Raw genomic sequence first — 17,883 nt, forward strand, 5'->3', positions numbered from 1 at the left:
GAAATTACCTATGCTTGAAAGACGTCAATTTTCACGAGTTATTTATCAAGTCCCGACTGAGATCTCACAAGGACAAGTAAATGTATCAGGCTCAGTGCAAGACTTATCTCTCCATGGTTTACTCATTCAATGTGATAAATGGCAGCAACTCAGCCACGATGCTCCTGTTCAAGTCAGCTTTAAGCTCACCAACAGTGATATCAATATTCAGTTAGAAGCAATGATAGTCTCTACCATCAATACCTCAATGCGTTTACGCATAGAGCATTTAGATATTGATAGTATTGGCCACCTTAAGCGCCTTGTTGAGCTTAATGTCGGCGACGATGAACTGCTTTATAGAGAGATTGAACACCTTACCGATTTAGGTAAGGAATAATATCTCCATTACCTTTTTCTATTAGAAGCATTTAGTTAATACAGAACCATGTCTAAAAAAATTTCCATTACTATTCCCTCTAACAATGGGGAACAGACGTTTTACTTCGGCCGAAAAGCCGTGCTCATGTGTACCACTGCAATTTTTTCAGTGCCGCTGTTAATTGGCGGAGCTGCATACATGCACTTCGAAGGTAAACAAGAGCTCGCGATGCAAGCGGGTGATGCACAACAGTTAATTGAAACGCTGATTGTTGAAAAAGAGCAAACCGAGTTTCTTTATGCTGAACAGGTAGAAACCAATCACTCGTTATCGCAAACACTCACCGAAAAAGAAGGCACCATTCAACTGCTTGGTAAGCGTGTATTTGATGTGGAATCCGTGCTGGGTCTTGCCGATGAAGAACTGCTTACCGATGATATCTCTTTAGAAGATCGCATTGATGCTGCGGCGGTAGATTCAGCAGTAAGAGCGACGATGTTCCGTTTGATTCCAAACGACAGTCCTATGGCTTATCAACGTATCTCTTCTTCTTATGGTAGCCGCACTAACCCTATTTCAGGTAAACGCCATGTACATACTGGTATCGATCTAACTTGTAAGCGTGGTGAAGATATTGTAGCGCCCGCAGATGGAGTCATTGAAACGGTACGCCCAAGTAAAAAAGGCTTCGGTAACTTTATTACTATGCGTCACTCGTTCGGTTTCATGAGTTCTTACGCGCACCTACAAAAATTCAAAGTTCGCAGCGGTCAGTTTGTGAGTAAAGGTGATGTGATTGCAAGCTGTGGTAACTCAGGCAACTCTACCGGCCCACACTTGCATTATGAAGTACGCTTCCTTGGTCGTTCACTGAACCCTCAATACTTGATGGATTGGACACCGGAAAACTTCAACTACGTGTTCGAGAAAGAGAAAAAGGTTAAGTGGGGCCCACTGGTTCAGCTTATTGATAATGTGGTTCGCTTGCAGATCAACCTGACTAACGTGCCTTACATTAGCTCGACCATCGACACGGTATCGAGTGAAGAGAGCAAAAAACCTATCACGACTAACTAGTTGTTACTGGCTAACTATTTATTAATGGCCAAGTTCTGTTGGTTTGGCCTATGATGATCTAATTGCTTTTAGCCTACAGTAGGCCAACTACTTTTAGTTCTGAATTAGATAAAAAAAGAGCGACCATCAGGTCGCTCTTTTTTATGATTTCAAATCAGTATTAGCCACGATGAATCGAGTCATGCGCTTGCTTTAAAAGATTTTGGCTCTCTTGCAAGAACTGCTGCGAGTAGTCGCCAAACCAATCACTGACTTGATTAAAGCTATCAACGAATTTGGCTTTATCTTTCCCATCCAAGATTTCTAATGCTTCACCGAAACGACTATGGAAACGTCGAATCATCTCTATGTTCTCATCTGAAGAAAGAATGATATCACCGTACAAGTTCGGGTCTTGAGCAAACAGACGACCAACCATCGCAATCTCAAGTCGGTAGATTGGCGAACTTAGCTTCAGAAGCTGATCAATGTTCGGGTTCTCTTTACTTAGGTGCAAGCCGTAAGCAAAAGAGGTGAAGTGGCGTAGTGCTTGAATCAGAGTCATACCGTGATCGTGTTCAGCAGCATCCATCTGGCAAAGGCTCGCGCCCCAAATACCAAATTGATTCAGTAACCATTGGTAGCTTTCAGAGCCACGCCCATCACTGTAAACAATCACTTGTTTCGCAAGGCTTGGAACATCAGGACCAAACATTGGATGCAACCCAACCACTGGGCCTTGGTGCATGTTCATCATTGCTTGTAGAGGCTTTGATTTAATCGACGTCAAATCACAAAGAATACAATCGCTTGGTAGGTTACCCAGCTTCGCAATCACCCCTTCTGTCAGGTGAATTGGAACCGTAACAACCACAAGGCCAGCATTATCTAAGATCTCATCGGCTTTATCCCAATCTTGGCTGCCGAGAATTTTCACTTCGTAACCAGAAAGCTTGAACATACGTCCAAACAAACCACCAAGCTGACCATTACCACCAACGATAACCACTGAACGCAACTCTGGGTTAAGGCACTTAAAGCCAGAGTCTTTCTCACTGGCATAAGACTCACGCATAGTACGACGCAAAATATCTTCGATTAACTGCGGTGGAACCCCTATTTTCTCGGCTTCTTGACGACGAGATGCCAGCATCGCAGCTTCGCGCTCTGGTACATAAATAGGTAAACCATGTTCGCTTTTCACTTCGCCTACTTTCTCTACTAGAGCAAGACGTTGAGCCAGTAAATCCAACATTTGTTTATCGACAGCATCGATTTGGTCGCGTAATTCGTTCAGTTCAACGGCCATTTTATTCCTTACTCATCTATAAGCCCGTGCTAATCTTTAAGCCCACCTGGCGCAGGTTCGTTAGCAACAGATCTTAAAATGCCCCATTAGATGAGGCACTTAAATTTTAAACCCTGACTAACCTTTCAAGCGGTTCTCTAAGAACGGGACTAATTCCGTATGTGCATGCTTCAATAGTGCCTCAGTTGACTCCCAATTGATACACGCGTCCGTGATAGATACCCCGTATTTCATCTCATTGAGAGGTATATCTGAAGATTGGTTTCCTTCGTTAATATGGCTCTCAATCATCAGGCCGATAATCGACTTATTACCTTCACGAATCTGATGGATGACATCTTCAGCCACCAGCGGTTGGCGACGGAAATCTTTACGAGAGTTCGCATGGCTACAGTCAACCATTAGTGCCGCCTCTAAGCCAGACTTACCCAGCTCTTGCTCACATTCGTGTACAGATACTGAATCGTAGTTCGTCTGCTTACCGCCACGTAAAATTACGTGACCATTTGGGTTACCTTGCGTCGTGAGTAGTGCGACTTGACCTTCACGGCTGATACCCATGAAACGGTGGCTAGAAGAAGCCGCCTGCATTGCATTGATTGCAGTACCTAGATTGCCATCCGTACCATTCTTAAAGCCGATTGGCATTGAAAGACCACTCGCCATTTCGCGGTGGGTTTGTGACTCAGTCGTACGTGCGCCGATTGCTGCCCAGCTGAATGTATCTGCTAGGTATTGTGGGCTGATTGGGTCTAGCGCTTCGGTCGCTAGTGGGATTTCCATCTCAGCTAACTCAACTAAAAGCTCACGACCAACATGCAGACCATGCTCAATATCGAACGTACCATCTAGATGTGGGTCATTGATCAAGCCTTTCCAACCAACAGTGGTACGAGGCTTTTCAAAGTAAACACGCATAACAATATACAGTTGGTCGCTCAGTTCTTCAGAAAGTGCTTTGAGGCGTTTCGCGTACTCTTTCGCAGCTTCAATATCATGGATAGAACATGGGCCACATACTACAAGCATGCGATGATCTTTCTTATGAATGATATTTGCTATAGTTTCACGAGACTCTTGAATGAAACGACGAGCATTATCACTCAAAGGCAGTTTTGCTTTTAACTCCTCTGGAGTAATCAGTACCTGTTCGTCGATGATATTGACATTGCTTAATTCACTTTTCTGCATAACTCAACCTGTATATTTATTTTTACACCCAATATTTCCATTTGGGCTGACAATCTTTAAAAACACAATAACAGCTACAAAAACGATTGCAAGTGTAAACAATAAAAAACATTTACTGTAAATTTAAATTTACACGCTCTCTTTAGTTCACTCTGATACACAAACCAGTTTAAACCGCGCCCCACACATACAAAAAAGGCGATATTTCTCATATCGCCTTCTTCAAACTTATAGAGTGTTTATTTATCACCCAGCGTTTAACATTCGCTTAATTTGCTCTGAGGCCTTTTTCCATCGACTATCTGAGTGAAGCGTCGATAAATCAAAGCTGTGCTTTTTAAGCAATGAGTTGGCTAAAAGCACCTCTTGAATCGCTAAGTGATCAAGAGCCTCAATTTGTGCATCTCGCTTATTACACATCAGCACCATGTCACACCCCGCATTCAGAGCAGCCTTCGCTCTATCGGCTGGCCCACCCATAATCGCAGCACCTTCCATAGTTAGGTCATCAGAGAACACCAAGCCTTTAAATCCAAGCTGTTGCTTCAATACTTTCTGCAACCAATACTCAGAGCCACTCGCTGGCTGATCATCATAGTGCGAAAAAACCACGTGCGCAGGCATCATCGCATCTAATATTCCAGCTTCAATTTGAGCCTTGAAGATGGCCATGTCGGTTTCAAAGATGTCGTCTCTAGGATCGTAAGGCGTTTCAAGATGCGAATCAGCAATCACACCGCCGTGTCCTGGGAAGTGCTTGCCTGTTGTCGCCATGCCAACCGATTTCATGCCCTTAATAAAAGCACTACTGTGGCGAACGATAGTATCAATATCTTCACCAAACGCTCGGCTACCAATCGCTTTACACTCATGGCCTTTGTCTAATACAGGCGCAAAGCTAAGATCGATATCATGGGCAATCAATTCCGCCGCCATCAACCAACCGGCTTGTTCTGCTAACTGCTCACCATTATTCTTAGTCGCGAATTCTTGAGCGGCAGGGATAATTGAAAATCCATCGCGGAAGCGCTGAACTCGGCCACCTTCTTGGTCAACACCAATCAAAATAGGACGTTTCGCTACCTTGCGGATCTCTTTGTTTAACGCCGAAAGCTGTTTGCTATCGTGGTAGTTTCGAGCAAATAAGATGAGACCACCAACGGTTGGATGCTCTAAAATTTCTCTGTCTTCAGCTGTTAGCTCATAGCCCGCAACATCTACCCACAACGGTCCCATATTTATCCCTTATTAAACCTAATTTCATAAACTTCCCGAGATTATTCTCTTTAAATTTGCTTTACAATGTTTTTAAACCAATCTGTGGAAGACTTTAAGAATGCAGGGCAAGAGCTTAGGAATGGATCATAAAGAACTGTATATAGGTGTGATGTCGGGGACGAGTATGGACGGTGTTGATACAGCCTTAGTCTCGATTGAAGACGATAGCATTACATTGCTTGCTCATGATGAGTTCCCAATGCCAGAGGATATCAAAGCGCGTTTGCTTGAAGTTTGTATTGGTCAGAAAACGGATTTGATTGCCATTGGCGAACTCGACCACCAGCTTGGTCATCTATTTGCTGATGCCGTTCTGCAACTTCTCGACAAGTCAGGCACGCCTGCATCTTCTGTGACTGCGATTGGTAACCATGGCCAAACAGTATTCCACCAGCCAACCGGTGATTCGCCATTTACCATGCAGTTGGGTGACGCCAATATCATTGCCGCTAAAACACAGATTCAAACAGTCGCTGATTTCAGACGCAAAGACATGGCGCTTGGCGGACAAGGTGCGCCATTAGTACCAGCGTTTCACCATACGATTTTTCACCCGCGAGACAGCTCGGTTGTGGTGTTGAACATTGGTGGAATCTCGAATATTTCAGTGCTGCGCCCGAATCAGCCTACTCTTGGTTATGATACTGGCCCGGGCAATATGTTGATGGACGCTTGGGTAGATAAACACACGGGTGAGAAGTTTGACCGTGATGCGCTGTTCGCGCTAAAAGGCCAACTAAGTCCAGCTTTACTCGAACAGCTGTTGAACGAATCTTATCTATCTCAAATGCCACCGAAAAGCACTGGCAGAGAGCTGTTTAATCTACCGTGGCTAGAGCAACAATTAACAGAATTTAAAGGCCTTGCAGCAGAAGATGTTCAGTACACACTTTGTGAATACACCGCATTGACGATAGCCAATGAAGTGGAAACTTATCGCTTGGGTAACCAACCTGCACTGTATGTGTGTGGCGGTGGTACGAGAAATCCATTGTTGATGAAGAGACTGTCTGAACTGCTTCTTAGCTGGGAGGTTGAGTCGACGACCAGTAAAGGCGTTGATGCCGATTACATGGAAGCCATGGCCTTTGCGTGGCTTGCTCAACGTCATATTCATCAACTGCCAAGCAATTTACCGGAAGTGACTGGCGCAAGCAGAGCGGCCTCTCTAGGCGTTCTATATCGTGCAGATTAACTTGATAGCCGTGCTGACTTAGTAACAATACTGACTTCGCGGTGCTGTCTAAACAATTTTAGAACCATCATTTAAGGATCACTATGAGTAACGACGCTCTCATATCAGCGCTCTCGCACCTCGTTTCGGAGGGGAGAAACCCTGATACTATGGATATTGATCTGCTCACCTCTCTCGAAGTGGTTGAAAAGATTAATCAACAAGATAAGCAAGTCCCACTGGCAATCGAAGTAGAGCTGCCACAGATAGCTCAGGCCGTTGATAAAATCGCTCACGCCTTTCAACATGGTGGCCGATTGATTTACATGGGCGCAGGAACCAGTGGTCGATTGGGCGTGTTAGATGCCTCAGAATGCCCTCCGACTTTCGGCGTTTCAGACAAGATGGTTATCGGTCTCATCGCTGGCGGACCAGAGGCGATTTTAAAAGCCAAAGAAGGTGCGGAAGACTCGCTGACTCTCGGAATTGAAGATCTCAAAGCGATTCAGTTTTCAGAAAATGATGTCGTGGTAGGCATCGCTGCTAGTGGCCGTACACCTTACGTAATTGGTGCACTCAACTACGCAAATCAAATAGGAGCAGTAACGGTTGCGCTGTCTTGTAATCCTGGCTCTCCGATTGCTGAGATTGCTCAAATCGCGATAAGCCCAGTGGTTGGCCCGGAAGCATTGACTGGCTCAACACGCCTCAAATCAGGTACGGCGCAAAAATTAGTGCTAAATATGCTAACGACTGCCAGCATGATTCGTATCGGTAAGAGCTACCAAAATCTGATGGTCGACGTAAAAGCAACCAATGAAAAATTGGTTGCCCGCGCTGCTCGTATCGTTATCCAAGCGACGGAGTGTGATAAAGCCCTTGCTGTTTCGACACTTAAAACCACCGATTATGATGTAAAACTGTCTATTTTGATGATTCTGACAGGGCTAGATTTAGAATCAGCTAAGGCTCAGCTTGATCAACAAAATGGTTTCTTGAGAAAAGCGGTCGAGAATAATCAGTAATCTTAATTTGGTTTGTAGCTTCTCATTTAGACAGCTACTTTAACGACATACAAAAAGACCAGTACACATGCGGCACTGGTCTTTTTATTTTCTAATCGCTAGTTTGAGCTTAGTAGTCGTTAGAAAACTCATCCCAGCCGCGCTGCCATTCCATACGGAAACGTTGAGCGTCTTCCGTACCTGAACAAACGCCTTCATAAACCTGGCCAGATAAGCCAATTTGATAAGCATGGTTTGGGTTGCAGTATTCAGCAACACCTAGATAGTAACCTTTGCTGTAGCTTGATTGGTCTACCGTTCCAAGCTTAGTCATCTCTTGGTAAGAACGTTGAGTATTACCTTTGATACCGTCACGATAGCCAATCTCTTGCCAATTGCCTTCGGCCGCTAAATCTTGAACATTGGCGCTGCATCCTGCAAGGCTAAATGCCACGGCGAATAGTGCTATTATTTTTTTCATTTCAATCCTTTATATTGTTACTTCACCACTTCCTGACGAAGCGCTGCCATTGTGGCGATTCTCCGCTGAACACGTACTGATGTCCACTCATTGTCTGTTGTTGTCCTCTTAAGCAAGAGAACAAACCGCTCAATCAGTTATAACACCACTTAATTAGCTATTCGACCACTCACTCTCATAGCGGAAGTTTCTTCTCATACACTCCTTTAATATACACCCTGACTTAATTAATACATTCAGGGATAACAAATTATGATGTGGTTTCTTACCTGTGTTGCAGCACTCATTGGTGGCTACTTTATTTACGGTGCCTTTATCGAGAAGATTTTCGGTATCAATGAAAAGCGTCAAACACCCGCTCATACCAAGCAAGACGGCGTGGACTTCGTTCCAATGTCGACGCCAAAGGTTTACCTAGTTCAACTGCTTAACATTGCAGGTGTAGGTCCAATCTTCGGCCCTATCATGGGTGCCCTTTACGGCCCAGCAGCAATGCTTTGGATCGTGCTAGGTTGTATCTTCGCAGGTGCCGTACACGACTACTTCTCAGGTATGTTATCTATCCGCAATGGTGGCGCTTCGGTTCCAACCATCACTGGACGTTACCTAGGCAATGGCGCAAAACACTTTATGAACATCTTTGCCATTGTTCTACTGCTTCTTGTTGGTGTGGTATTCGTTTCAGCTCCAGCAGGCATGATCACTAACCTAGTGAACGACCAAACTGATTTCGTAATGTCTACGAGCACCATGGTTGTCATCATCTTTGCTTACTACATCATCGCAACGATTGTCCCTGTCGATAAAATCATTGGTCGCTTCTACCCACTGTTCGGTGCACTGCTTATCTTTATGTCTGTTGGCCTAATCACTGCGATTGGTCTATCTGACGAGCACCAAATCATGGGTGGCTTCGAGATGAAAGACATGTTCACTAACATGAACCCTAACGATCTACCGCTTTGGCCTGCTCTATTCATCACCATCGCTTGTGGTGCTATCTCTGGCTTCCACGCAACTCAGTCTCCACTAATGGCACGTTGCATGGAAAACGAGAAAAATGGTCGCTTCGTATTCTACGGTGCAATGATTGGTGAAGGCATCATCGCTCTAATCTGGTGTGCGCTTGCTCTGTCATTCTTCGGTTCAGTTGAGTCTTTGTCTGACGCGATTGCAAACGGCGGCCCTGGTAACGTGGTATACAGCGCTTCATTTGGCCTACTGGGTGTATTTGGCGGTATCCTTGCTTTCCTTGGCGTGGTTATCCTACCTATCACTTCTGGTGATACAGCGTTCCGTTCAAGCCGTCTTATCCTTGCTGAATACTTCAACATGGAACAGAAGACACTGCGTAACCGCCTACTGATGGCTCTACCACTGTTCGTTATCGGTGGCATCCTGACTCAAGTAGACTTCGGCATCATCTGGCGCTACTTCGGTTTTGCTAACCAATCAACAGCAGTCATGATGCTATGGACAGCTTCGGCTTACCTACTTCGTCACAATAAACTACACTGGGTAACAACGGTTCCAGCTGTGTTCATGACATCTGTGTGTATCACATTTATCCTCAACAACAGCCAACTGGGCTTCGGTCTACCAATGCAGCTTTCAACCATCATCGGCGTGGTGAGTGCATTCGGAATTGCGGCTTACGTTATCAAAATTTCAAAAGGCAAAGGCGATATCGACCTTGCTGATGAAGAAGAAAAAGAAGCAAAAGGCGTCACCAAAACCGCCTAGTTCTTTCAGACTCTTGAGAACAAGAGACACGTCTTCATAGAGAGACGAAAGAACAAGCCAAACACACTTCGCTTGCTCCCGTAATCACCCAGTGATTCGTGGAAATTATGACTAAAGCCCGTCCTCTGTGATGGGCTTTACTGTATCTCAGCATTAGTACATCAATATTGGTATCTCCGCCCGACAAGCAATCGTCACTCGATATAACCAACGAAAACACAAGCAAAGCTACCGTTACCACGCAATGAGCTTTACACTTAACCAGCGTCTCAATAGGTGAAAATATGGAACTCATTCTCTCTCTGCTGCAACAAACCTGTGTTTACTTAGTAATTGCTTACATGCTAAGTAAAACTCCACTGATTCTCCCTTTGTTGAGCATCTCTTCACGCTTAAGTCATAAAGTCAGCTGTTATGTTCTGTTTTCTCTGTTCTGTATTATGGGCACCTATTTTGGACTACAGATTAATGACGCGATAGCCAATACGCGCGCGATGGGTGCGGTCATGGGTGGTCTATTTGGCGGCCCTGTCGTTGGCTTTGCCGTCGGCTTTACTGGCGGTATTCACCGTTACTCATTAGGCGGCTTCACAGACTTGGCTTGTGCTATTTCCACCACAGCTGAAGGCTTGATTGGCGGCCTATTGCACGTTTATCTCGTCAGAAAGAACAAAGCGAGCCAGCTGTTTAATCCATTGGTGGTTTTCTCTGTTACCTTGTTTGCAGAGATTATTCAGATGCTAATTCTGTTAGCGGTCGCGAAACCATTCGAGCAGTCCTATGCTCTGGTTTCTGATATTGCCGCGCCAATGATCATTGCTAACTCGGTCGGTGCGGCGCTGTTCATGAGCATCATCCAAGATCGGAAAACCATCTTCGAGAAGTATTCGGCAACTTTCTCACGCCGCGCATTAACCATCGCCGAGCGTTCAGTGGGTATTTTGCATGGAGGATTCAATTCGGATAACGCGCAAAAAATCGTGCGGATCATTTACGAAGAGACCAACGTTGGTGCGGTGGCGATCACCGACCGAGAAAAAATCCTCGCGTTCATCGGCATTGGTGATGAACACCATATTCCGAACACCCCTATTTCATCGCAGAGCACGCTCACTTCGATGGAACAGAACGACATCATCTACCTTGATGGCAAAGAGAATCCGTACCAATGCTCCCTTTCGCAAGATTGTAAGTTAGGCTCCGCGCTAATTATCCCGTTAAGAGCAGGAAACGAAGTCATCGGAACCATCAAACTGTATGAGCCAAAGCTGAAACTATTCTCGACCATCAATATGTCGATGGGTGAAGGTATCGCTCAGCTATTGTCGAGCCAGATACTGTTTAGTAATTATCAACAACAGCAAACGCTACTTACCCAAGCAGAAATAAAACTGCTGCACGCTCAAGTGAACCCACACTTCTTGTTCAATGCGCTTAACACCATCAGCGCAGTGACACGTCGCGACCCAGATAAAGCTCGGGAGCTAATTCAGCATCTGTCTCACTTCTTTAGAAGTAACCTGAAGCAGAACATCAACACTGTAAAACTCAAAGATGAACTGGCACACGTGAATGCGTATCTAACCATAGAGAAAGCACGCTTTACCGATCGATTAGAAGTGGAATGGGATATCGACCCACAACTGTACGAGTCGCAACTGCCAAGCTTTACCCTACAACCGCTAGTAGAAAATGCCATCAAACATGGGATTTCTAACATGCTGGAAGGCGGCCAAGTGAAGATCTATAGCGAAGCCTTCGAGGGTGGATTTAAGCTGATCGTGGAAGACAATGCAGGCAACTATCAAAAGCCTTCTCAAGACCATGTCGGTTTAGGGATGGAAATTGTTGATAAACGACTCACTAATTTCTTTGGACAAGATTCAGCACTAAAAATAGAATCTCAACCACAGCAATTCACTCGAATGAGCTTTATCATACCTATACTAAAATAAAGGTATTTTCGGAGACGAATCGCTCCGAGTTGAAACATTTAGAAGCAGACATTTAAAAGATAAGCGTGAATCAAGCAGGGATAGAACCAAGATGAAGATTGTAGGATGTTAAAGGCATTAGTTGTCGATGATGAGCTTTTTGCTCGCGAAGAACTGATTGAACTACTGACCGAAACAGGAGAAGTGGAAATCATCGGCCAAGCAAGTAACGCGATCGAAGGACTTAAACAGATCAATCTGCTTAAGCCTGACGTGGTGTATTTGGATATCCAAATGCCGCAGGTTACCGGGATTGAACTGTTAAGCATGCTTGATCCAGACACCATGCCTTACGTGGTATTCGTCACTGCCTACGACCAATATGCAATTCAGGCATTTGAAGATAACGCATTTGACTACCTACTCAAACCGGTTGAACCTTGTCGATTAAACAAGAGTGTTTGTCGTCTGAATAAGGTCATCAAGCAGAACCACAAAGCGCCGGAGCAAGACATCTCTGCCATTGCTCCGTGCCGTTTAGAGCAGATCCCGTGTATCGGCCATAACCGCATTGTGATCATGGCAAGCCAAACGGTCGAGTGCGCTTATTCGGATATCAGTGGTGTGCATGTTCGTAGCTCCTCACAAACGGCGACCTCACAGTTAACGCTAAAGATCTTGGAAGAAAAAACCGATTTGATCCGTTGTCATCGACAATATGTGATCAACATAAAATCGATCCAAGAGATCAAACTGTTGGAAAATGGATTAGCGGAGATCATCACACTGACCGGTTTTGAAGTACCAGTCAGTCGTCGCTACCTCAAAACACTGAAAGAGCTACTCGGTCTCCAGTAACCCATTAGAAATTCGACGCCTTCTTCCAAAGTACGATCAAAAAAGCCAACGCATCAACATTGGCTTCCTGCTGTTTACAAATCAATAGTGTTTACAAATCGATAGTGTTTGCGAATCGATAGAGTTACGAATCGATCTTGTCACAAATCAATAGCGATTAGTCGACTTGCTTAATCTGTAGCTCTTTCGGTACTTCGAAGAACATGTTCTCTTCACGACCTTGAATCTCTTCAACCTCAGTAGCACCCAGCTCACGAATACGATCTAAGATTTGGTTTACCAACTCTTCAGGAGCAGAAGCACCGGCTGTTACACCGATTTTCTTTTTCCCTTCAACCCATTCAGTTTGAATGTCTTCAGGGCAGTCTGTTAGATAACCTGGCGTGCCTAGCTTCTCAGCCAGCTCTTTCAAACGTGTTGAGTTCGATGAGTTCTTAGAACCAACAACTATCACCACATCAACATCACCGGCCATCTCACGAATTGCGTCCTGACGGTTTTGAGTCGCGTAGCAGATGTCGTCTTTACGTGGGCCTTGGATCTCAGGGAACACTCGACGCAGCTCTTCGATCACATCCGCCGTTTCATCAACTGACAACGTAGTTTGGCTAACGTAATGCAGGTTACTTGGATCATTCACCACTAGACTTTGTACATCCTCTGGTTTCTCAACCAAGTACATTCCACCTGTTTGGCTAGCGTACTGACCCATGGTGCCTTCCACTTCTGGGTGACCCGCGTGACCAATTAGAACCACTTCCATATGCTTGCGGCTCGCACGAGCAACTTCCATATGGACTTTAGTTACCAAAGGACACGTTGCATCAAATACGGTGAGTTCGCGCTCTTTCGCTTCTTTACGAACGGCTTGAGAAACACCGTGAGCAGAGAAGATCACGATGTTATCGTCTGGCACTTCACTTAACTCTTCGACAAAAATAGCACCACGTTGCTTTAGCCCTTCAACAACAAAGCGGTTGTGTACCACTTCATGACGAACATAGATCGGTGGCTGGTACATTTCGAGTGCACGCTCAACAATACTGATCGCACGATCGACACCGGCACAAAAGCCACGAGGGTTAGCTAACATTATTTTCATTTCATTGCTCATCATTTACCGCAGTACTAAGGTTGCTTCTATAGAGTTCGCTGTCAGCGAGGCTCGCATTCTACAGTGAAGCGCCTAGACAGTGAAGCTCTGGGTTACATCACAGCTGTAAGGTGATGTTATTCAACCGTCAAGATAGCGATTCTAACGTTAAGATAGCGATTCTAACGCTAAGATAGTTAGTCCACCGCTAAAATAGTTAATCCACTGCTAAGATGTTGACGTCAAACGTAACGTCTTGGCCTGCTAATGGATGATTAAAATCAACCGTCACTGAATCACCCGCGATCTCAGTGATAATACCTGGGATTTCCATACCATCAGGACCTGAGAAAGCCATAATAGTGCCAACTTCGACTTCAGAATCGCCAACAAACTTAGCACGATCCATATGATGGATATGATCTGGATTTGGCATACCAAAGGCGTCTTGCGCCTTCAATTCGATAGACTTTTCAGTCCCCGTTTCAAGACCAATCAGGCACTGTTCAAAGTTCTCACTTAGGCTGCCATCACCCATAACGAACTTCGCAGGCTTACCCATATTTTCGGTGCTATCGGCAACTGAACCATCCTTCATTTTAATCGTAAAATGTAGAGTTACTGCTGAATCATTTTTAATTGCTGCCACGTTACTTTCCTTAGATTTCTTTATTATTTGAGGATGCGCTGTGCTTTGCTTCCTTGTTGACTGAAGCATAAAAAAAAGCGCCGTCGGAATCAACCGACAGCGCTTAGGGCTATTCTATTCTGTGAGTCATAGACTGACTTTAGGGCAATCTATTTAAAAGCGATTTACTTAATACTCATTAATGCTTGAGTCGCCTATTTACTTTCATCTTTCTTGCGAAAGCCATCTAAGATAATCATCGCAGCACCGATACAGATCCCCATATCAGCCAAGTTGAATGCAGGCCAATGGTAAGTACCCCAGTAGAAATCTAAGTAATCGACAACAAAGCCGTGTACTACTCGGTCAAATACGTTACCTACCGCGCCACCAATGATGATCGCATAAGCAATGTTATTCCACTTCTCTGCTGCAGGTAGTTTACTCATCCAGTATGTCAGCATGCCAGTTACCGCAAAGGCGATACCAGTAAATAACCAACGCTGCCAGCCACTCTGATCGCTCAGAAAGCTAAATGCTGCACCATAATTATGGACATACAAAAAGTTAAAGAATGGCAACACCTCAATACGGTTTGCCCAGCCATAACCCATATTGTCCATAACGAATAGTTTGATGCCAATATCTGCAAGGAAGACCAACAGAGCCAGCCATAACCAACGCACACCAGATTGTTTTAACGAAACTTCACTCATTTCTATTCCTAGTATTTACGAAGCCAGTACCCATTTAATCATCCTGTTTAAGGGATGATGAGCACTCAACTCGGTTAAACACATTTCCTATAATTAAAAATAACCCCAGTTGATACTGGGGCTATGATTTTTACAAAAAGTTCAGTCTTTCTCTGAGTCGTTATGCGTATTTACGCACTTCGCCTTCACCGTCGATGTTCGACACACAACGACCACAAATTTTCTCGTGACCTTCGATTGTGCCTACATCTGGAGTGTGGTGCCAGCAACGGTCACACTTCTCAGCTTCAGTTGCTGCAACTTCAACGTATAAGCCTGCAACGTCTGTCGCTTGAGCTGTATCAGACTTATCGCTAAGCGGCTTAACAACAGCAGCAGAGGTGATAAGTACGAAACGTAGCTCATCTTCTAGCTTGTTGATTTTAGCAGCCAGTGCGTCATCAGCGTATAGAGTCACTTCAGCCTGCAATGCACCACCGATCGTTTTCTCTTTACGAGCATCCTCAAGAAGCTTGTTCACTGCGCCACGAACTGACTGTATTTCAGTCCAGAATTCGTTGCTTAGCTCTTCGTCGTCAGCAAGACCAAATAGGCCTTCGAACCACTCGCCAGTGAATACAAACGTGTCGCGTTCGCCAGGCATCTCGTTCCAGATTTCATCTGCAGTGAACGACATGATAGGCGCCATCCAACGAACTAGAGCTTCTACAATGTAGTAAAGCGCCGTTTGACAGCTACGTTGAGCATGGCTGCCCTGTTTCGCTGTGTACTGACGGTCTTTAATTACGTCTAGGTAGAAAGAACCCATTTCGATAGAACAGAACTGCATTAGACGTTGAGTCACACCGTGAGTGTTGTACTCACCGTATGCTTTAACAATCTCTTCTTGTGCAGCTTGAGCACGGCCAACAGCCCAACGATCAAGTGCTACCATTTCTTCAGCAGGCACTAGGTCAGTTTCAGGGTTGAAACCGTTCAAGTTCGCTAGGAAGAAACGAGCCGTGTTACGAATACGACGGTATGCATCAGCAGAACGCTTAAGGATCTCATCAGAAACCGCAACTTCGTTAGTGTAATCCGTAGAAGCAACCCATAGACGTAGAATATCGGCGCCTAGCTTGTTGGTTACATCTTTAGGAGCAACCACGTTACCGATAGATTTAGACATCTTACGGCCGTTACCATCAACCACGAAACCGTGCGTTAGCACTTGCTTGTATGGTGCTTCGTCTTTCATCGCGATAGATGAAATCAATGATGACTGGAACCAGCCACGGTGTTGGTCAGAACCTTCAAGGTAAAGATCAGCACTGTGCGTTCTTTCTTCATTCGGGAAGTTGTACTCTTCACGTGAATCCACAACAGAGAAGTGCGTTACACCTGAGTCAAACCATACGTCTAGCGTATCAAGTACTTTCTCGTACTTGTCAGCGTCTTCAGCACCCATCAGTTCAGCAGCATCTACATCCCACCAAGCTTGAATGCCTTTTTCTTCCACAAGCTTCGCTACTTTTTCAATAAGAGCTGGGCTATCTGGGTGAAGTTCTGATGTTTCTTTATGAACGAACAGAGCAATTGGCACACCCCAAGTACGTTGACGAGAGATACACCACTCAGGGCGACCTTCGATCATACCTTCGATACGGCTTTGACCCCATTCTGGCATCCATTCAACACTCTTCGTTGACTCAAGTGCTTTTGCACGTAGGCCAGCTTGATCCATAGAGATGAACCACTGCGGTGTTGCACGGAAGATGATTGGAGTTTTATGTCTCCAACAGTGTGGGTAGCTGTGCTCGTAAGCGTGGTGATGTAGTAGTGCACCTTTCTCTTTTAGAACTTCTAAAACAGAATCGTTCGCTTTGAATACATGCTGACCAGCAAATAGCTCAGTATCTGGCAGGTAAACGCCGTTTGAGCCTACTGGGTTAGCGATTTCTAGGTCGTACTTTTTACCAACCACGAAATCCTCTTGACCATGACCAGGCGCAGTGTGAACCACACCAGTACCTGAGTCAGTTGTTACGTGATCGCCAAGAACAGCAGGAACAGTAAAGTCGTAGAACGGGTGATTGAACTGAGAAAGCTCAAGATCAGCACCAGTCGCAAAACCAAGGTTATGGAAGTGCTCGATACCTGTACGATCCATTACGTCTTTTGCTAGTTCAGAAGCAACAACGATACGTTGAGCTGGCTGTTCGCCATTCGCTTCAACTTGGATAAGTACGTATTCAAGATCATCACGTAGACATACTGCGCGGTTAGCCGGCAGAGTCCACGGTGTTGTCGTCCAGATAACGATAGAGATTTCGCCCTGACCCGCGTGACCTTCTGCTAGAGTAAATTTCTCTAGAAGCGCCGCTTCGTCAGCTGCTGTAAATTTCACATCGATAGATGGAGAAACTTTATCTTTATATTCAACTTCAGCTTCAGCCAAAGCAGAACCACAGTCAGTACACCAGTGAACTGGTTTGAAACCTTTAAGAAGGTGACCTTTGTCTGCGATTTTGCCTAGAGAACGAATGATATTCGCTTCAGTGCCGAAATCCATAGTGCGGTAAGGTTTATCCCACTCGCCCATGATACCAAGACGTTTGAAGCTCTCTTTCTGACCTTCAACTTGGCCCGCAGCGTACTTACGACACTCTTCGCGGAATTCAGCAGCCGAAATCTTCTGACCTGGCTTACCTTTCTTCTTCTCAACCATCAACTCGATTGGAAGACCGTGACAGTCCCAACCTGGGATGTACGGTGCATCAAAACCAGAAAGGGTCTTAGATTTGATAATAATGTCTTTAAGAATCTTATTCAGCGCGTGGCCAATGTGAATGTCGCCGTTCGCGTATGGAGGGCCATCATGCAGCACGAAAGATTTTTTACCTTTCTTTGCCTTACGGATTTCACCGTAAAGATCTTCTTTGTACCAACGCTTCAGCATTTCTGGTTCACGATTTGCCAGATTGCCGCGCATTGGGAACCCTGTTTCTGGTAAGTTCAGGGTATCTTTATAATCACTCATCGATTCTTAATTCCGTTATATTGGGCGAAGTTAGACAT

General features: G+C 45.0%; 15 protein-coding genes. 7 read left to right on the top strand and 8 right to left on the bottom strand.

The genetic code is table 11. From position 1 onward, the window contains the following. Window positions 1–10 precede the first annotated feature (10 nt). Both L3V33_RS20740 and L3V33_RS20745 read left to right on the top strand, forming a co-directional pair. A complete protein-coding gene (locus tag L3V33_RS20740) occupies window positions 11–379 on the top strand; it encodes a PilZ domain-containing protein (RefSeq protein ID WP_171308531.1) in 369 nt (122 codons plus the stop codon). Window positions 380–427: 48 nt separating this feature from the next. Then, window positions 428–1,438: a M23 family metallopeptidase gene (locus L3V33_RS20745; protein ID WP_017077738.1), complete on the top strand. Its 1,011-nt coding sequence runs from the start codon at window positions 428–430 to the stop codon at window positions 1,436–1,438. Window positions 1,439–1,598: 160 nt separating this feature from the next. Here the strand turns inward: L3V33_RS20745 and tyrA are convergent, their stop codons facing one another. The 3 genes from tyrA to nagZ form a co-directional block, all read right to left on the bottom strand. Beyond that, on the bottom strand, window positions 1,599–2,726 hold the full coding sequence (tyrA, locus tag L3V33_RS20750) for a bifunctional chorismate mutase/prephenate dehydrogenase (RefSeq protein WP_017072892.1): 1,128 nt from the start codon (window positions 2,724–2,726) through the stop codon (window positions 1,599–1,601). A 117-nt stretch (window positions 2,727–2,843) separates the two neighbouring features. Beyond that, on the bottom strand, window positions 2,844–3,917 hold the full coding sequence (locus L3V33_RS20755; protein ID WP_237291130.1) for a 3-deoxy-7-phosphoheptulonate synthase: 1,074 nt from the start codon (window positions 3,915–3,917) through the stop codon (window positions 2,844–2,846). 246 nt (window positions 3,918–4,163) lie between these two features. Beyond that, entirely contained in the window at window positions 4,164–5,153 is a 990-nt protein-coding gene (gene nagZ, locus L3V33_RS20760; protein WP_171308534.1) for a beta-N-acetylhexosaminidase, read from the bottom strand. A 121-nt stretch (window positions 5,154–5,274) separates the two neighbouring features. On the opposite strand from nagZ, the gene L3V33_RS20765 reads away from it, so the two are divergent. Both L3V33_RS20765 and murQ read left to right on the top strand, forming a co-directional pair. Further along, window positions 5,275–6,390 (top strand): anhydro-N-acetylmuramic acid kinase, encoded by a 1,116-nt coding sequence (locus L3V33_RS20765; protein ID WP_237291131.1) that lies wholly within the window; start codon window positions 5,275–5,277, stop codon window positions 6,388–6,390. A gap of 83 nt (window positions 6,391–6,473) precedes the next feature. After that, entirely contained in the window at window positions 6,474–7,394 is a 921-nt protein-coding gene (gene murQ, locus L3V33_RS20770; protein ID WP_146457881.1) for an N-acetylmuramic acid 6-phosphate etherase, read from the top strand. Between the two features lie 109 nt (window positions 7,395–7,503). On the opposite strand, the gene L3V33_RS20775 is transcribed toward murQ, so the two are convergent. Next, a complete protein-coding gene (locus tag L3V33_RS20775) occupies window positions 7,504–7,854 on the bottom strand; it encodes a DUF2799 domain-containing protein (RefSeq protein ID WP_017091341.1) in 351 nt (116 codons plus the stop codon). Window positions 7,855–8,106: 252 nt separating this feature from the next. Here L3V33_RS20775 and L3V33_RS20780 point away from each other — a divergent pair, with 252 nt between their 5' ends. The 3 genes from L3V33_RS20780 to btsR all read left to right on the top strand — a co-directional run bounded on the left by L3V33_RS20780 (window position 8,107) and on the right by btsR (window position 12,389). After that, window positions 8,107–9,597: a carbon starvation protein A gene (locus tag L3V33_RS20780; protein ID WP_017077728.1), complete on the top strand. Its 1,491-nt coding sequence runs from the start codon at window positions 8,107–8,109 to the stop codon at window positions 9,595–9,597. Between the two features lie 284 nt (window positions 9,598–9,881). Then, the gene (locus tag L3V33_RS20785; RefSeq protein ID WP_114632993.1) at window positions 9,882–11,552 is read left to right on the top strand and encodes a sensor histidine kinase; all 1,671 of its coding nucleotides are present in this window, start codon (window positions 9,882–9,884) and stop codon (window positions 11,550–11,552) included. Between the two features lie 105 nt (window positions 11,553–11,657). Next, the gene (btsR, locus tag L3V33_RS20790; RefSeq protein WP_237291132.1) at window positions 11,658–12,389 is read left to right on the top strand and encodes a two-component system response regulator BtsR; all 732 of its coding nucleotides are present in this window, start codon (window positions 11,658–11,660) and stop codon (window positions 12,387–12,389) included. A gap of 157 nt (window positions 12,390–12,546) precedes the next feature. Here the strand turns inward: btsR and ispH are convergent, their stop codons facing one another. The 4 genes from ispH to ileS all read right to left on the bottom strand — a co-directional run bounded on the left by ispH (window position 12,547) and on the right by ileS (window position 17,845). Next, window positions 12,547–13,503, bottom strand: coding sequence for a 4-hydroxy-3-methylbut-2-enyl diphosphate reductase (ispH, locus tag L3V33_RS20795; protein WP_108155649.1), 957 nt, complete (start codon window positions 13,501–13,503; stop codon window positions 12,547–12,549). 196 nt (window positions 13,504–13,699) lie between these two features. Then, complete coding sequence (fkpB, locus tag L3V33_RS20800) at window positions 13,700–14,131, bottom strand: FKBP-type peptidyl-prolyl cis-trans isomerase (RefSeq protein ID WP_012603277.1); 432 nt, start codon at window positions 14,129–14,131, stop codon at window positions 13,700–13,702. Between the two features lie 194 nt (window positions 14,132–14,325). Next, window positions 14,326–14,826 (bottom strand): signal peptidase II, encoded by a 501-nt coding sequence (gene lspA / locus L3V33_RS20805; RefSeq protein WP_004735054.1) that lies wholly within the window; start codon window positions 14,824–14,826, stop codon window positions 14,326–14,328. 160 nt (window positions 14,827–14,986) lie between these two features. Continuing rightward, entirely contained in the window at window positions 14,987–17,845 is a 2,859-nt protein-coding gene (gene ileS, locus L3V33_RS20810; RefSeq protein ID WP_004735055.1) for an isoleucine--tRNA ligase, read from the bottom strand. Between the last annotated feature and the right edge of the window lie 38 nt (window positions 17,846–17,883).

The sequence above is a fragment of the Vibrio sp. A2-1 genome (assembly GCF_021728355.1).
In the GTDB taxonomy this organism is placed as follows: domain Bacteria; phylum Pseudomonadota; class Gammaproteobacteria; order Enterobacterales; family Vibrionaceae; genus Vibrio; species Vibrio splendidus_K.

Coding starts and splice junctions, on each gene's coding strand:
- murQ (WP_146457881.1), top strand. CDS start 6,474: ATGAGTAACGACGCTCTCATATCAGCGCTCTCGCACCTCGTTTCGGAG.
- L3V33_RS20740 (WP_171308531.1), top strand. CDS start 11: ATGCTTGAAAGACGTCAATTTTCACGAGTTATTTATCAAGTCCCGACT.
- L3V33_RS20765 (WP_237291131.1), top strand. CDS start 5,275: ATGGATCATAAAGAACTGTATATAGGTGTGATGTCGGGGACGAGTATG.
- lspA (WP_004735054.1), bottom strand. CDS start 14,826: ATGAGTGAAGTTTCGTTAAAACAATCTGGTGTGCGTTGGTTATGGCTG.
- tyrA (WP_017072892.1), bottom strand. CDS start 2,726: ATGGCCGTTGAACTGAACGAATTACGCGACCAAATCGATGCTGTCGAT.
- L3V33_RS20745 (WP_017077738.1), top strand. CDS start 428: ATGTCTAAAAAAATTTCCATTACTATTCCCTCTAACAATGGGGAACAG.
- L3V33_RS20755 (WP_237291130.1), bottom strand. CDS start 3,917: ATGCAGAAAAGTGAATTAAGCAATGTCAATATCATCGACGAACAGGTA.
- ispH (WP_108155649.1), bottom strand. CDS start 13,503: ATGAGCAATGAAATGAAAATAATGTTAGCTAACCCTCGTGGCTTTTGT.
- ileS (WP_004735055.1), bottom strand. CDS start 17,845: ATGAGTGATTATAAAGATACCCTGAACTTACCAGAAACAGGGTTCCCA.
- L3V33_RS20780 (WP_017077728.1), top strand. CDS start 8,107: ATGATGTGGTTTCTTACCTGTGTTGCAGCACTCATTGGTGGCTACTTT.
- nagZ (WP_171308534.1), bottom strand. CDS start 5,153: ATGGGACCGTTGTGGGTAGATGTTGCGGGCTATGAGCTAACAGCTGAA.
- L3V33_RS20775 (WP_017091341.1), bottom strand. CDS start 7,854: ATGAAAAAAATAATAGCACTATTCGCCGTGGCATTTAGCCTTGCAGGA.
- btsR (WP_237291132.1), top strand. CDS start 11,658: ATGTTAAAGGCATTAGTTGTCGATGATGAGCTTTTTGCTCGCGAAGAA.
- L3V33_RS20785 (WP_114632993.1), top strand. CDS start 9,882: ATGGAACTCATTCTCTCTCTGCTGCAACAAACCTGTGTTTACTTAGTA.